Annotated in this window: 11 protein-coding genes; 3 read left to right on the top strand and 8 right to left on the bottom strand. The window is 67.0% G+C overall.

The window, feature by feature from the left end:
- Positions 1-17: 17 nt before the first annotated feature.
- From rpsS to ACSLGO_RS02070, 8 genes are all read right to left on the bottom strand, one after another.
- Positions 18-299: a 30S ribosomal protein S19 gene (gene rpsS, locus ACSLGO_RS02105; protein WP_055239350.1), complete on the bottom strand. Its 282-nt coding sequence runs from the start codon at positions 297-299 to the stop codon at positions 18-20.
- 12 nt (positions 300-311) lie between these two features.
- Positions 312-1,151 carry a 50S ribosomal protein L2 gene (gene rplB / locus ACSLGO_RS02100; RefSeq protein ID WP_055239349.1) on the bottom strand — a complete coding sequence of 280 codons (840 nt, stop codon included), beginning with the start codon at positions 1,149-1,151 and terminating at the stop codon, positions 312-314.
- 30 nt (positions 1,152-1,181) lie between these two features.
- Positions 1,182-1,487, bottom strand: coding sequence for a 50S ribosomal protein L23 (rplW, locus tag ACSLGO_RS02095; RefSeq protein ID WP_055239348.1), 306 nt, complete (start codon positions 1,485-1,487; stop codon positions 1,182-1,184).
- Complete coding sequence (gene rplD, locus ACSLGO_RS02090) at positions 1,484-2,098, bottom strand: 50S ribosomal protein L4 (RefSeq protein ID WP_091602663.1); 615 nt, start codon at positions 2,096-2,098, stop codon at positions 1,484-1,486. Before rplD ends, rplW begins: the two co-directional genes overlap by 4 nt.
- Positions 2,099-2,102: 4 nt before the next feature.
- Positions 2,103-2,759: a 50S ribosomal protein L3 gene (gene rplC / locus ACSLGO_RS02085; RefSeq protein WP_325785806.1), complete on the bottom strand. Its 657-nt coding sequence runs from the start codon at positions 2,757-2,759 to the stop codon at positions 2,103-2,105.
- Positions 2,760-2,775: 16 nt separating this feature from the next.
- Positions 2,776-3,084: a 30S ribosomal protein S10 gene (gene rpsJ / locus ACSLGO_RS02080; protein WP_003803825.1), complete on the bottom strand. Its 309-nt coding sequence runs from the start codon at positions 3,082-3,084 to the stop codon at positions 2,776-2,778.
- 688 nt (positions 3,085-3,772) lie between these two features.
- Positions 3,773-3,901 carry a hypothetical protein gene (locus ACSLGO_RS02075; RefSeq protein ID WP_263127434.1) on the bottom strand — a complete coding sequence of 43 codons (129 nt, stop codon included), beginning with the start codon at positions 3,899-3,901 and terminating at the stop codon, positions 3,773-3,775.
- A gap of 212 nt (positions 3,902-4,113) precedes the next feature.
- Positions 4,114-8,775: a hypothetical protein gene (locus ACSLGO_RS02070; protein ID WP_436399786.1), complete on the bottom strand. Its 4,662-nt coding sequence runs from the start codon at positions 8,773-8,775 to the stop codon at positions 4,114-4,116.
- A 760-nt stretch (positions 8,776-9,535) separates the two neighbouring features.
- Here ACSLGO_RS02070 and aroA point away from each other — a divergent pair.
- From aroA to ACSLGO_RS02055, 3 genes are read left to right on the top strand one after another with little or no spacing between them, the layout of a single operon-like run.
- The gene (gene aroA, locus ACSLGO_RS02065; RefSeq protein WP_436399785.1) at positions 9,536-12,559 is read left to right on the top strand and encodes a 3-phosphoshikimate 1-carboxyvinyltransferase; all 3,024 of its coding nucleotides are present in this window, start codon (positions 9,536-9,538) and stop codon (positions 12,557-12,559) included.
- Positions 12,560-12,561: 2 nt separating this feature from the next.
- Positions 12,562-13,758 carry an acyl-CoA dehydrogenase family protein gene (locus ACSLGO_RS02060; protein ID WP_387004241.1) on the top strand — a complete coding sequence of 399 codons (1,197 nt, stop codon included), beginning with the start codon at positions 12,562-12,564 and terminating at the stop codon, positions 13,756-13,758.
- Between the two features lie 9 nt (positions 13,759-13,767).
- Entirely contained in the window at positions 13,768-15,879 is a 2,112-nt protein-coding gene (locus ACSLGO_RS02055; RefSeq protein WP_436399784.1) for an FAD-dependent oxidoreductase, read from the top strand.
- Positions 15,880-15,920 lie beyond the last annotated feature (41 nt).

Genomic DNA, 15,920 nt, shown 5'->3' with positions numbered 1-15,920 from the left:
TGCCGAAAGAGCAGCGCCTAGCGGCGCTTGCCCTTGCGGTCGTCCTTCACATGGCCGCGGAATGTACGCGTCAGAGCGAATTCGCCGAGCTTGTGCCCGACCATCGACTCGGTGACAAACACCGGAATGTGCTTGCGTCCGTCGTGCACGGCGATCGTGTGCCCGAGCATGTCGGGGATGATCATCGAGCGGCGGGACCACGTCTTGATGACGTTCTTGGTGCCCTTCTCGTTTTCGGCCTGCACCTTAAGGAAGAGGTGCTGGTCGACGAAGGGGCCTTTCTTCAGGCTGCGTGGCATGTTTCCAGGCTCCTATCGCTTGTTCTTGCCGGAACGACGGCGACGCACAATAAGCTTGTCGCTCTCTTTGTTGGGGCGGCGGGTACGGCCCTCAGGCTTACCGTTCGGGTTGACCGGGTGGCGTCCACCACTGGTCTTGCCTTCGCCACCACCATGCGGGTGGTCAACCGGGTTCATGGCGACACCGCGGACGGTCGGGCGGACGCCCTTCCAGCGCATACGGCCGGCCTTGCCCCAGTTGATGTTGGACTGCTCGGCGTTGCCGACCTCGCCGATGGTGGCGCGGCAGCGGACGTCGACGTTGCGGATTTCGCCGGAAGGCAGACGCAGCTGGGCGAAGCGGCCTTCCTTTGCAACGAGCTGAACCGATGCACCGGCGGAGCGGGCCATCTTGGCACCGCCGCCCGGGCGCAGTTCAACGGCGTGGATAACGGTACCCACGGGGATGTTGCGCAGCGGCAGGTTGTTGCCGGGCTTGATGTCAGCCCCGGCGCCGGCCTCCACGAAGTCGCCCTGCTTGAGCTTGTTCGGCGCAATGATGTAACGCTTGGTGCCATCAACGTAGTGCAGCAGCGCAATGCGGGCGGTGCGGTTCGGATCGTATTCGATCTCGGCAACGCGGGCGTTGACGCCGTCCTTGTCGTGCCGGCGGAAGTCGATCAGGCGGTACTGGCGCTTGTGTCCGCCACCCTTGTGCCTGGTCGTGATCTTACCGGTGTTGTTACGGCCGCCCTTCTTGGGCAGCGGACGTACCAGCGACTTTTCCGGCGTCGACCGCGTGATTTCGGTGAAGTCGGCTACGCTCGAGCCGCGGCGGCCCGGGGTAGTCGGCTTGTATTTACGGATTCCCATTATTTATTCCTCGTTAAAGTGGTCTCCGCCCTAGCTGAGCGGACCGCCGAAGATGTCGATTGTGCCTTCCTTCAGGGTGACAATCGCACGCTTGGTGCTCTTGCGCTGTCCCCATCCGAATTTGGTGCGCTTGCGCTTACCGGCACGGTTGATGGTGTTGATCGAGTCGACCTTGACGGAGAAAATCTTCTCCACGGCCAGCTTGATCTCGGTCTTGTTCGAGCGGGGGTCGACCAGGAAGGTGTACTTACCTTCGTCGATCAGGCCGTAGCTCTTTTCCGAGACGACGGGTGCAAGCACCACGTCGCGAGGGTCCTTAGCGGTGGTCGCGCTCACTTGGCGTCCTCCTTGACAGTGTTCTTGCCGACGAACTCGTCGTAGGCGGCCTGGGTGAAGACCACGTCGTCAGCAACAAGCACGTCGTAGGTGTTCAGCTGATCTACGTAGATCACGTGAACATCGCTGAGGTTGCGCACGGACAGTGCAGCAACATCATTGGCGCGCTCGATGACAACGAGCATGTTCTTGCGGTCGGTAAGTGAACGCAGCGCTTCGCGTGCAGCCTTGGTGGACGGCGTCTCGCCGGCTACCAGGGATTCCAGCACGTGGATGCGGCCGTTGCGTGCCCGGTCAGAGAGAGCTCCGCGCAGTGCGGCGGCAATCATCTTCTTGGGGGTGCGCTGGCTGTAGTCGCGGGGCGTCGGTCCGTGGACAACGCCGCCACCGGTCATGTGAGGAGCACGGATCGAACCCTGACGGGCGCGGCCGGTGCCCTTCTGCTTGAACGGCTTGCGGCCTGCACCGGAAACTTCGGCGCGGGTCTTGGTCTTGTGCGTACCCTGGCGGGCGGCAGCAAGCTGGGCCACAACTACCTGGTGCAGCAGCGGAACGTTCGTCTGAACGTCGAAGATTGCTGCGGGGAATTCAACAGTTGCTTTGTTAGCCATGAGACTAAGCTCCCTTCACGGCGGTGCGTACGAGGACGACCTGGCCGCGGGCGCCGGGAACGGCACCCTTGATCAGCAGCAGCGACTTCTCGGTATCCACGGCGTGGACGGTGAGGTTCATCGTGGTGTGGCGGACGGCGCCCATGCGGCCGGCCATCCGAAGACCCTTGAAGACGCGGCCGGGGGTGGATGCGCCACCGATGGAGCCGGGCTTGCGGTGGTTCTTGTGGGCACCGTGGGAAGCGCCAACGCCGGAGAAGCCGTGACGCTTCATGACACCGGCGAAGCCCTTGCCCTTGGAGGTACCGACGACGTCGACCTTCTGGCCGGCTTCGAACATCTCAACGGAGAGTTCCTGGCCGAGCTCGTAGGTGTCAGCGTCAGCGGTGCGCAGCTCAACAACGTGGCGGCGCGGCGTAACGCCGGCCTTCTCGAAGTGGCCGGCCAGCGGCTTGGTGACCTTGCGGGGATCGATCTGGCCGTAGCCGATCTGAACGGCGGTGTAGCCGTCCTTGTCCGCATTGCGCAGCTGGGTGATGACGTTGGAATCAGCCTGGACCACGGTGACGGGGATGAGCTTGTTGTTCTCGTCCCAGACCTGGGTCATGCCCAGCTTGGTGCCCAGGAGGCCCTTAACCTGGCGGGTAAGTGAAGAAGACATAAGTATCTGCTCCCCCCTACAGCTTGATTTCGATGTTCACGTCTGCAGGCAGGTCAAGACGCATCAGCGAGTCAACGGCCTTAGGCGTGGGGTCAATGATGTCGATCAGACGCTTGTGCGTGCGCATTTCAAAGTGCTCGCGGCTGTCCTTGTACTTGTGCGGCGAACGGATAACGCAGTACACGTTCTTTTCCGTGGGCAGCGGCACGGGGCCTACTACCGTTGCGCCTGCACGCGTGACCGTCTCAACGATCTTCCGTGCTGATACGTCGATGACCTCGTGGTCATACGACTTCAGCCGGATGCGGATTTTTTGTCCCGCCATGGCGTCGTGCCTCTTTCTTCGAGTATTGCTCTCTGTACAGTTTTTGCCCCTGGCGGCCATGTTGGCCCCGGCGCTCCTCCAACAAGCTGAATCCGGAAGCTCCGGGTTCCTCAACCTGCCGAGGCTCCGACCCCCGCGCTCGGGCGTGTCGCAGATTCGAAACTGGCAACACCCGTTCAAGAATGGGGGCGGGTTATATATGGGCTTTTCCCCTGAAGGATTCGACCCTGCATCAGGCATTATCCTGACCGGGACGCAATCTCATCACGCACACAGTGCCGCGTTAGCAGCCTGCTGAAGCGCGTGCGGGCACAAAAGCGCTTGAACAACTTCTCTAGTCTGCCAGATAGCCGCCCAGAACGCTAATCAGCGTCCAGCGGGTGCCTCTGGCCTCTAGCATATGGAGTCACCGGGAACCTGAATTGCACGATTCGCGGCGCGTCATTTTTTTCAAGTCTAGCCCAGCCGGGTCCGGAGCTTAAATCGCGGTGCGGTGCTGAAATCCGGCAGCCCTGCACCCGGCAGCAGGGCCCGCTGCACCCGCGCCCGCGACCGGTGCCGACGCCAGAGACCGGTGCCGGTGCCGGGCTGGCGGCCGGCCCGTTTGGCGGCTGGCTCCGGTTCCAGAGTGCCGCCCGGGCTTACCGGCCCAGCGCCCTGCACCGGACCGAGCAGCTCAGTTCCCGGGTCAGCGCTGGTCCCGGTTCGCCCGGCGGATGCGTTTGGCGCGGTCAATTTCGGATGAGAAGTGGCGGCGGCCCCAGGCCAGCCCGCCGACAACGGCTGCCGCGACGATCAGGAAGATGAGAAGTTCCATCCTCCGAGCCTATCGGAGGCCAGTGGGCGATGTCAGTCTCCCTCCAATCCGGCCCAATCCCCGGCCCGCCGGGTGGAGCCCCCCGCAGGACCACGGCTGGAAAGAGCAACCGGAAGGGGTACCGGAAAGAGCAACCGGGAAGGGGTACCGCCGCTGTCGAGGCTTCCCCACACCCGCTCATCGCTATTCCTCCCCCACATCCCGCTCATCGCTCATCGCTCCTCCAGCGTCTCTTGCACCTGCGGTTCCGGAGCCGCCCGTACCCGGGTCAGGCGCCAGACCGCCAGCGCGATCAGCCCCACCGCCAGCAGGGCGAGCAGCAGGAAGGTGTATCCGCGGAGGTACCACAGCACGGCGAGCGCTACCCCGGCCGCTCCCCAGAGCGTAAAGAGCTTCCTGCTGGCCAGCAGGCCGAAAGCCAGGAGCCCGGCGTGGGCGACGAGTGCCCACAGCTGCTCCCCTGTTCCGCCGGATACGACGGTGCCCAGTCCGCTGCCGGAGAGGATTACCGCAGACCCTGCCAGCAGCACCGTGCCCCGGCGGGGGCGGTGGCGCAGGTATTCCCATGCTGCGATTCCGGCGAGGACCACCACCCAGAACTGGAGGGACCAGAATGCGTCCACTCCACCGGCCGCGAACCAGACGATCCGCAGCACGGCAAGCGCTGCCGGCAGGCACGCTGCCTCGGCCGCGGTCTCGCGCAGTGCACCCGGGACTTCCCGCACCGCAAGGCCAAGCGCCGCGATGAGGCTCACTGCCCCGGCGACCGCGGACAAGTTGTACTCCGCCATCGCCGGCACCGCGCCCAGCAGCAGGACAAAGGAGGATCCGGCACCCATGATGCGCACCCGGAGCCTGGATATGTCATCTCCCAGTGACAGGAACAGTCGAAGCGCCTGCAGCACCAGGGCAGTTGCCCAAACCGGCCACAGCAGCCCGTAGCCCGGAGTGAACGGCCGGCCCAGCAGCTCCTGCTCGAAGCCGGCGGAAGCGAGCAGTGCCGCCGCCAGCAGCAGCACGGCTGTTCCGGCAGCCAGCCATGGAATGCCCCGGGTATAGGACACTGCCAGCGCTGCAGCACTGAGCAGCGCGGGAGCCAGCGCTGCTGCCAGCAGGTTCCCTCCGTTAGCTGCGGCTGCGGGCAGCACGGCAACCGCGTAGGCCACCGAGGCTGCGAGGAGGGCTGTGGCCAGCCCGGCGTCGCTGCGCACCCGGATATGACCTGCGAGCGCTCCACCGCCGAGGGCTGCCAGGACCAGTCCTGCCGCTGCCGCAGGCATAACGGGTCCCGTCAGCACGGCACCGGACGCCAGCACGACGGCGTCGGACAGGACAAGCGGAAGGGCACCAACCGCGTACAGCCCCGGGAGAAGTGCCGGGACATACCGGCTCCGGGCAAACTCCGTCACGCTAACGGCCAGGAGGAGGACCAGCTGCAGGGCAACAACGTCCCGGCGGGGGGACCCCGTCAGCAGAACGGCGTAGGCTGCCGGCGCCAGGGCCAGGATACCCATGCTCGTCCACAGAGCAGCCCGGGCCCATCCTGCCGCGGGTCTTGGTTCCAGGAGGCTACGGACTATTTGCGCTGCAGCAAGTGCCGCGGCGCCGGCTGCAGCCAGTCCATGAATGTTTCCGCCGGCGTCCCGTGCCACAAGCAGTGCGAGGATTCCGGCCAGCAGCTGCGCAGCGAGCAGGTACTGTCCCCGGTGTGCCGTCCTGAACCTGGCCAGGAACAGTCCGCAGGCCAGGGCTGCCAGAACAAGCAGCTCATAGCCGCGCAGTCCCAGCAGTCCGGCACCGGTAAGCGCAGCGCCGGTGAAGCCTGCGGCTGCGAGAAGCTCCCAGCGGCCCGCTCCAAGCAGAAGCGAACACAGCACGTTGGCGCCAAGTCCCAACCACAGGACACCCAGTGCCCAGAGCGCGTATGGTCCGTCGATTACCCGCACGGCAGGGACAGCGAGGGCCGCACCGGCTCCCGCGGCCAGGACTAGGTGAGGAGTGTGCGGCAGTGCCATCCCACGGCCCTTCCTGAATGCCGCGTCCAGCTCGGTTCCCATAAACGCTGCCGCAGCGCTGAGGACTGCCGTCAGCACCGCTGCCGAATCGAGCACGTGCTCGAACAGCAGGCAGGAGACAGGAACCGCCGCCAGCGCCGTGAGGCCGCCCCACCTCAGGGGCTCGACGGCGCCGAGTGCCTTCAGCCGGTCGTGGAGGACCGTCCGCAGGAGGTGGCCGGCTGCCAGGCCCAGCCCCAGTGCGGCTGCGAACACGCTGAGGGAATTTCCGGCAGCGTCAGCGGCCAGCAGGGCCGCGAGGACTGTGCCGGTTCCCTGCGCTCCGGCGAGGTAGATGCCCCGCAGTCCGGTTGACCGGTCCCGGACCAGGGCGAGGCAGTACGCGAGCGCTGCGGCAAAGAGCAGCTCATAGCCTCGGAGACCGAGGACTCCGGCTCCGAGCAGCATCCCGGCAGCAAATCCGGCCGGTGCCAGGAGCGCAAGACGGTTTTGTCTGTGCAGGACGGCCGTCAGCAGGTTGGCGGCGAAAGCCACCCAAAGCACCCACAGGGTAGAGACCGCAGCCGGGAACTCGGCGGTGCGCACACCCACCGCGAGCAGGAGCACCAGCGCCGCCGCGGCGGCTGGCGCTCCGGGGAAGCCGCCGGCCCTACGCGGACGCAGGGCTGCGGCCAGCTGAGCGAGCACGGCGCTTCCGGCCGCTGTCAGCAGCAGGACGGTGCCGGTCTCCGGCCGCGCCGCCGCGGAAAGCAGCACGTAGTACGCCGGCGGCACTGCCGCCAGGGCCAGCAGCGTTCCCCATCGCAAGGCGTGGACTGGCCCAAAGTTCTCCAGCCGGCTCCCGAGCAGCGTCCGTGCGACGTGCTGTGCCGCAAGAACCGCGGCGATCACGATGAACACCCCATCGGTTCCAAGTCCAAGGTCCGCTGCCAGCAGTCCGGCAAGGACCGTCAGCAGCACCTGCGCCGCCGCGAAGTGCCAGGCACGCAGCGCGGGGATGACTGGTTTCAGGGATTGAAGCAGGCTGTAGGCCAGTGCGGCACCGGTGAGCAGGACATACCCGCGCACACCCAGCAGCCCTGCGCCGAGGACAGCCGCTGCCAGGAAAGCGACCGGCGCGTAGCCCGCGGCCAGCTCGCGGTTGCTGCGCAGCGGCAGCAATGAGTAGGCCGCGTTGAGCAGCACAATGATCCACAACGCTCCCAGGGCTGGTGCTGTGGAGGGGAAGTCTTGAAAGCGCAGCACGGCAGCCAGCAGGACTGCGGCAGCAGCGGACACTGCGGGCACGGTACGCGGGAACAGTTCCCCGCGGCCGGAAGCGGCCGCCAGCACGGACCACAGCTGGCTGCCCGCGGCCGCCAGGAAGGCAGCCGCCGACGTCCAGCTTCCCGCTGTCCCTCCGTCCTGATGCCGAAGCACCAGGAAGACTGCCAGCGGCAGCACGACGGCGGCCGAGGCCCGGGCAGCCAGGACGAAACCGCCGCGCCTGCGGCCGCCGGAGCGCACTGCACGCAGGACAAAGTAGCCGGTGAGGATACCCAGGTTCAGCAATACCGGCCACAGCTGGACGGCAGGGGTCAGCAAACTGGCCAAAGCAGGAGTCAGCACACCGGCAGGAGCCAGGAACTCGGCCCGCTGAGTGAGCCGCCAGGCTGATGCGCAGAGCGTCAGCTGGACTGTCACCGCAGTAGCCGCGAACAGCAGGGCCTCACCCGGGCCGCCGGCCTGGGAGTCCACGGCATAAGCCACTGCAGCTGCCGTTCCGGCCAGGAACTGCACAGCCAGAATGACCAGGACATCAGCCAGGTGTATCTGTTCCGCCCGCCCCCGGACGTGGCCGTCCGCGTCGCTGTCCCTTTCGGCCCGGGGACGCCGTCCCGCACCGGGCAGGTCCGCCCCTGCAGCGACCTGAAGGTACCAATGCCGGCCGGCAAGCAGCAGGGCGGCCTGCGCACCGAGCAGGACGACGGCAGCCAGCAACGTGGCCGGCCAGCTGTCCGTTAGGCGGAACGTGAGTATCGCGAAGCCTGCCGTCGCTGCTGACCTCAAACCGTAGCTGTGGACCAGTGCCTGGCTGCGCGGCGCGGCCCAGAGCAGGACGCCGTAGTAAGCGGCAAAGACCAGGAAGAGGACGGAAAGCGGTCCTGAACCGAGGTCCGTAGCCGTGAGGACGGCGGCTGCGGCGGTTGCCGGCACCAGGAAACGGTGGGACGCGACGAAGGCTTCAAGGTAGATGTTCCGCAGCCAGCGGGGTTTCCGGATGGCCGCGAGGCTAATCAGCGTGGCCAGCAGGACTGTGCAGATGAAGTACCACACGATGCCGGAGCGGAGCGCAGCACCCGATGCCAGGGCGGTGGAGAGCAGGAAGGTCAGCGCAAGGTAGGACACAACGCGGCTGTCCAGCCGCGCGGCCGCATAGGCGAAGCCAGCCGTTCCCACCACCGAGGTGAGAAGCCAGGCCAGCATGGGATCCGGAAGGATTAGGTTGTAGAAAGCGAGCCCCACAACGGGGATGAGTGCCAGGCCGGTACCGGTGAATGCCACTGCCGCCGGGCGGAGTGCCTCTTTCCGTGAGTGGATCACCAGACCGGAGGCGTAGAAGAGCGCTGCCAGTACTGCCACGCCTGCGAACCGTGCCTGTTCCGGAATTGAGATTCCGATGAACAGGGCTGCGGCCGCCACCAGGAGGAGGCTGCCCGAGTACAGGGTGATGTTGATGTTGCGCAGGTCCCTGCGGCGTTTCCGCTCTGCGAGCTCCGCTTCCGTCAGCGGAGCGGGCAGAGGCGGAGTGGGCTGAGGCGGAGTGGACGGTGTCCGGGCTCCTGGGTCGTTGAGTACGGGATTTCCGGGACCCGGCACGCCGGAACCGGCAGCCGGCCGAGGGGGCAGGACCGGCGGCCCCGGAACGGGCATCCTGAACGCAGCAGGTGCAGCGGGCCGGACTGTAGACACCGGCGGAACGGGCGCCGGCGGAGCGGGCGCCGGCGGAGCGGGCGCCGGCGGAGCGGGTGGCAGCACCAGTGGAGGGAACTGATCCTGTGGCCCCGGACGCTGCTGCGGCGTACCGATTTCCCGGGATGCAGCGGCACTCGCCGGAGCAGCAGTTCCAAGAGGAGCAGCAGTTCCAAGAGGAGCAGCAGTTCCATGACCCACGGCAGCTTCAGACGGCGCAGCAGTCCCCTGCGGCGTAGAGGAAGGTTGCGCAGCCGCCGCGGCATCCCGCCGCCCCGCGGCATAACCCTCCTCGAAGATCTGCGCCGGATGGGGCAGCGTCCTGCCATACCCGTAGCCGGCTGAGGGATCACTGTGTGGAACTGACCGTCTTCGCGGGGTTAGGCGTCCCACCGCGAATCCCACTCCCGCGACGACGAGAAAAAAGAGAATCTCCCCCATGACCTGCTGCTTCCCCTCTAGACATCAAGACCCGCCTATCCTAGATTGCCTTCGCCGAACGTGCCCGGCGGCGTGCCCTGATGTTGAAAAACTCACCCCCTGCAGCCAATGCCGCCGCTTCGGTGCTACTGGGAGTACGTCCTGTTCCGGCCCCTCGGAGCAACTGGTAACGTCGGCCCCGGGGTGGCCGCCAGAGTAGGACAGCCGGCGGAAGGGCTTGAATGCCATGTATCTTTCGGTCCTGGGAACACAGCAGCGCATCCACGGCCACGCGCAGGTGCCCAACTCCAAATACCACGCCCACCGGGCCCTGATTCTGGCCTCGCTCGCCCCCGGCATCAGCAGGATCACCGGCCTCACCGATGCCCGGCACGTCCACTACACCGTGGCGATGCTGCGACAGCTTGGTACCCGGATCGACATCGACGGCGGAACCTACGTGGTGCACGGCGGACCATACCGGCCGGTCCGGAACGAGGTGTCTGCGGGGAGCTCCGGCACCACGTTGTACTTCATGGTGGGACTGGCGGCCCTGGGCACCCGGGACGTCACCGTGACAGGCCAGAAGTATTTCCAGCGCCGCCCCATCGGCCCCCTGCTCTCGGCCCTGTCACAGATGGGGCTCGACGTCGGCTCCCCCACCGGCTGCCCGCCCATCCGGGTGCGTGCCGGCAGGCCCGCGGGCGGCGAAGTCCATATCGCCGGGACACTGTCCCAATGGATTTCCGGGCTGCTGCTGCTCGCGCCGTTCGCGGAACACCCCACGTCCGTGGTCGTGGACGGTCCCCTGAATGAACGCACCTATCTGGAACTGACGGTCCGGATGATGCGCAGTTTCGGCCTGCAGGTCAACGTCCGGGAGGACTGGCACCGCTTCGAGATCCCTCCGGCCCAGGAGGCAGTGCCCGCAGATCTGAGGATGCCGGAAGACATCGGTTCGGCAGCCTTCGGCCTGGCCGCCGCCGCGCTCCACCCGTCGGACCTCCTGCTGCGAGGGCTGCGCTCCGTCACCGCCCGCGGCGCAGACCATCCTGAAGCCCACTTCCTCGACGTTGCGGCGGAGATGGGGCTGCCAATGGAGTACGACGCCGGACTGGACGGCGTGCGGATCCGGCATGACGGTCTGCGGCTGCGGCCCGCAGACGTCGACTGCAGGCTGGTTCCGGACATGCTTCCGGTCCTTTCCGCGATGGCTGCGTGTGCTGACGGAGAGAGCATTTTCCGCAATGTCGGCCATGTTCGGCTCAAGGAATCCGACCGCGTGGCGGCGATGGCACAGCTGAATTCGATGGGCGCAGGCATCAGGGCCACGGGAAATGACCTGGCGGTTCGGGGCACCGCCACCCTCACGGCAGCGGATCTCTCCTCCTTCAACGACCACCGGGTCCTCATGTCCCTCGCAGTCGCTGCATCCGGTGCCGTCGGACGCAGTACCCTCAGCTATCCCAATGCCTACCGCATCTCCTATCCGGAGTTCCTGGATGCCATGAATTCATTCGGCCTGGCGATGCACGTGCAGGACGGGCCGGTTCCCCGGCGCAGCACATCGAGAAGGCCGCGCTCCCGCCCGGACCAGTCCACCGCCCCAACCCCCGAGGCGGCATCGCAGATTCCCGGAGCAGACTGGGTACGCCGATGGGCCCGCGAGCGCCCGGACCAGCCAGCCGTGGTGGACGGACGCCCGCAGGACTCCGGGCACCTGACCTGGGCCCAACTCGATGCCGGTGCGGACAAAGCAGCCGCCCTGCTCCTGGACCTTGGGGTGCGTCCCGGCGAACGGGTCGCGTTCCAGCTGCCCAACTGGACCGAGTTCGTGCTCCTGTGTACAGCAGTACTGCGCATCGGCGCCGTTGCTGCGCCAATCATGCCTATCTTCCGGGAGCGGGAGGTGGCCTTTGCCCTGCACCGGTCCAGCGCCGCCGTCGTAGTGGTGCCGGAGCAGTTCCGGGACCGCCGCTATGCGCAGGAAATGGCCGGCATCCTCTCTGCCGGAACCGGCATGAACCCCGGTTATGACCTCAGTGTCCGGCATGTCCTGGTGGTCGGCGGTGCCGCCCCGGCGCTGCAGGGGAACTCCAGCGTCACGTGGCACGGCTGGGAGCAGGAACTGTCCGAGACGACCGTGGACCGGGAAAGGATCGACGCCGCGGCACCGGCAGCGGATGCCGCAGCCCAGCTGCTCTTCACCTCCGGGACCACCGGCGAGCCCAAAGCAGTGCTTCATCGGCACTGCACTCTTTCACGTGCCGCGGCTCTGCAGGCGCGGCACCTTGGCCTGCATGCTGGTGACGTCGTGTTCATCCCGTCACCGCTGGCGCACCAGACCGGCTTCCTGTACGGCATGTGGCTGTCCTTCGTGCTGGGGGTTCCGCAGATCCTGCAGCCGGTCTGGGATCCGTTCCGGGCCCTGAACCTGCTGCAGGGATGGAAAGGGACCTTTGTCCAGGCCGCGACTCCCTTCCTGGCGGACCTGGTGAAGGCTGTGGAAGCCGGAGCACCTGCTCCGGCGGGCCTGCGGATCTTCGTCAACACAGGGGCCGGCGTACCCCGGCATTTGGCCGAGCAGGCTACCCGCGTGCTGGGCGCCTGGGTCTGCGGCGCGTTTGGCACCACCGAAACCTGTCTCGGTGCGGTGTCCTCCCCCGGAGGGGACACGGCACTGGTCTGGGGCACGGATGGGCAGCTGCTGCCCGGGGTGAAGGGCCGGATCGTCAGTGACCGCGGCCAGCCGCTGCCGTCCGGCACCGAAGGCAACTTTGAGATGCTCAGCCCCACCATGTTCGAGGGGTACCTGGACCGTCCGGACCTGACGAAGGAAGCCTTCACGGAGGACGGCTGGTACCGCACCGGGGACCTCGCCACCCTGGATGACTCCGGGTACCTGCGCATCACGGGAAGGGTGAGGGACGTCATCAACCGCGGTGGGGAGAAGATACCGGTCGCCGAAATCGAACAGCTCCTGTTCCGGCATCCGGCAGTGGACGACGTCGCGCTGGCAGCCATGCCGGACCCGCGCCTGGGCGAGCGGGCCTGCGCCTTTGTGGTTCCGGCACCGGGTGTCCGCCCCACCCTCGCTGAAATCATCCGGTATCTGGACAGCTGCCAGGTCTCCAAGCACTATTGGCCGGAGCAGCTGGAACTGCTGGACGCTATTCCCCGGAATCCAGTGGGAAAGGTCCAGAAATACATTCTTCGGGACAGGGCGCGGCAATTGGCGGCAGGTGCCGCGGACGGCACAGACAGGAGCTAGGCGTGAAGACCAGCAGCGTTGAAGCGGCCGCAGGAGCGGACGGCCGCGGCAGCTCCATCCCCGAGGGGCAGTACCAGGCACTCCTGGCCCGGGTCACTGAGTGGGTCATTGGCCCCGGCGAGGCCTGGGCTGAGGAAATCGAAACCACAGGCATTGTGCCGGATGAGCTGTGGAACCAGCTGCGTGCCGAAGGTTTCCTCTCCCTCGCAGCACCGCGTGAGATCGGCGGGGCCGGGCTGAGCTTCCTGCAGTGGATGGGCCTCATGGAGGTCTTTTCCCGGTCCCATGCATCGGTGCGCATGATCGTGCACGTGGTTAACGGAACCTGGCGGGCCATGAACCCGTTCGCCGACGATGCCCAGCGGCGGAAGTTCATAGTTCCCGCCGTCGCCGGGCAGTCGGTGGTTGCCTTCACCCTGACCGAACCGGCGAACGGCAGCGGAGCGGACATCACGTCTTCCGTCCGGCGGGAGGGTGACACGTACTTCCTCACGGGGTCCAAGCACCTGATCACGTTCGGGGTCCGCTGCGACTACTGGCTGCTCTTCGCCCGGCTGGAGGGGACTGCGGGCAGGGAAGGAACAGTAGCCCTCCTGGTTGACCGGAATACCCCCGGCGCAGAGGTGGAAGACACCTCCCGGACCATGGGTGTGCGCGGCACCGACCACGCTTCCCTGACATTCACCAACGCGCCTGTTCCGGTAGCCAACCGGCTGGGCGCAGAAGGCGAAGGACTGGCAGTCGCCCTGGGCGGCTTCCTTACCCCCAGCCGCATCTCGGTGGCCATGAGCTGTGTCGGACTTGCCCAGCGTGCACAGCAGCTGGCCCTGGACTATGCCGCCCGGCGCACCACCTTTGGCAAACCGCTCTCCTCCCGGCAGGCCATCGCTTTCAGCCTCGCAGAAAACGCCGCGGACATCGCGGCGGCCAGGGCCCTGACCCTCACGGCTGCCGCAGCCTGGCAGAATGCAGATGCTGAGGCGCCTGCCCTGTCATCCATGGCCAAGCTGACCGCAGTGGACATGCTGGGGCGGGTCACCGACAAGGCTCTGCAGGTACACGGCGGCATTGGCTACTGGCAGTCCCAGCCCATTGAACGGGTCTACCGCGACGCCCGGGCACAGCGTTTCGAAGAGGGAACCAACGAGATCCAGAAATCCGTGATTGCCAAAGCCCTCCTCGGCCAATCGGCAGGCTAGGAGGACCCCGTGGCATCTGACCCGAGGCCGGGCGTGCGGCAGCATCCCCATGCATTCGCCCCCGGAAGTATCGGGTCCATGGGGCTTCCGCACCGCATCGTCATGGGCAGCATGCACCTGAACTTCGAGACCGAGGCCGCGGCGCTGGCGGCGTTCTACGCCGAACGAGCCGCCGGCGGTGCGGGCCTGATCGTCACGGGAGGCGTGGCTGTGAACCGTGCAGGTTCCGGTGGCCCCACCTACCTGGTATCCGGGGAACCGGCTTACCTGCGGGCGGCCGAGGCTGCCCTCGGGGCGGTGCACGACGCCGGTGGGCGGATTGCGCTGCAGCTGTTCCACGCCGGGCGCTACGCCTTCCCCGGCACCTACGGCCTACTTCCCCTGGCGCCCTCCGCACTCTGGTCCGGTTTCGCGAGGACCGTGCCCCAGGCCATGGACGAAACACAAATCCGCGTCACGCTGGCGGACTTCGCCGCGGCTGCTGCCCAGGCCCGGACCCTGGGATTCGACGCGGTGGAAATCATGGGTTCCGAGGGATACCTGGTTAACCAGTTTGCTTCCCCCGCCGCGAACCACCGGGAAGATGCGTGGGGCGGAGACGCAGCCCGGCGCCGGGCTTTTCCGCTGGCTGTCCTGGCTGCGGTGCGGGGTGCCGTTGGGAAGGATTTTCCGGTGATCTTCCGGATGTCCGGAGCGGATCTGGTGGAGGGGTCTGCTCCCCCGGAGGAATATGCGGCACTCGCCGAGGCGCTGGCGGCCGCCGGTGCGGCAGCGTTGGCCATCGGCGTCGGCTGGCACGAATCACGCATCCCCACAGTCCAGTCACTCGTGCCGCACGGCGGCTGGCTTGGCGTCGCTGCCGGGGTCCGGGCCCATCTGCACAGCCGGGGCCACCGGGTACCGGTCATCGGCTCCAACCGGGTCAATTCAGTGGCCCAGGCCGAGGCCGCCCTGGCGTCCGGCAGTGCCGACTACGTGTCGATGGCCCGGCCTTTTCTCGCCGATCCCCGCCTGGTCGCCAAAACCGAAGCCGGCCGCGAGGATCTGGTGAACACCTGCATCGGGTGCAATGAGGCCTGTATTGACCGTTCGCTGGGCACGGACCGGGTCTCCTGCCTGGTCAATCCCAGGGCGGGCCGGGAGACGGAGTTCCCGCCGCCGTCGTTCTCTCACCGGCGTCACGGGACGGAGGTGGCCGTTGCCGGTGCCGGGCCGGCCGGGATGCAGGCCGCCGCCACGCTGGCGGCAGCAGGCGCCAGGGTGCAGCTCTTCGAAGCCGGCCCCGGGATCGGCGGGCAGTTCCAGCTGGCGCAGGTGGTCCCCGGCAAGAGCGACTTCGCCCAAACCATCCGCTACTTCGCCAGCGAACTGCCGCGTCTTGGGGTGCGCATCCACACCGGCGTCGCCGTTACGGCCGCAGATCTGGGCAGCTTCGCGCATGTCGTGGACGCCTCCGGGGTTCTTCCCAGGATTGTGGCCCTGCCGGGGACGGGAGTTCCGGTCCTGGACTACCGCTCAGCCTTCGAGGATCCAGGTGCACTCCCGCAGCGGGTAGCCATTCTCGGCGGCGGCGGGATAGCGGTGGACCTGGCGCACTTCCTGGTTCATGGAAAAGGCACGGCGGTCCCCGTGCCTGAATCGGATGCGGAAGCCACCGCACGGTTCCGCCGGGAGCACCTTGACCCCTGCCCACCATGTCCGGCCCGTCAGATCACCGTCCTGCGGCGCGGTCCTTCCATGGGCCGCGGCATCGGGCCGTCCACCCGGTGGGCGGCACTGCAGGCGCTGCGCAACGCGGGCGTTGAACTACGCACCGGAATCTCCTACCGGGAGCTGGTCCCCGGGGGGCTGCTTATCGACGGCCCGGACGGTGAGGCGGAACTTCTTGCGGCAGATGCCGTAGTCATCGCCGCAGGCCAGGTGGAAAACACCAGACTGCAGGAGGACCTCAAGGAAGCGGGTATCCCCTGCACCGTCGTCGGAGGGGCCCTGGCCGCAGCGGGCCTGAACGCCGTCCGTGCCTTTCGTGAAGGTCTGGAGGCGGGTACGGCCGTCGCAGCTTCCCTGCCCGGCGCTGCGTATCGGCAGGGCCGGGAACGCAGAAGGGCCCCGCTGCCGTAGCAGCGGGACCCTTCAAAGCTGAACCAAAAGGCCCGGCGTCA

Source organism: Arthrobacter sp. IK3, assembly GCF_051337705.1.
Lineage (GTDB): Bacteria > Actinomycetota > Actinomycetes > Actinomycetales > Micrococcaceae > Arthrobacter_B > Arthrobacter_B koreensis.
The sequence above is the reverse complement of the archived record's forward strand: the minus strand, read 5'-3'. Positions and strand labels throughout refer to the sequence as shown.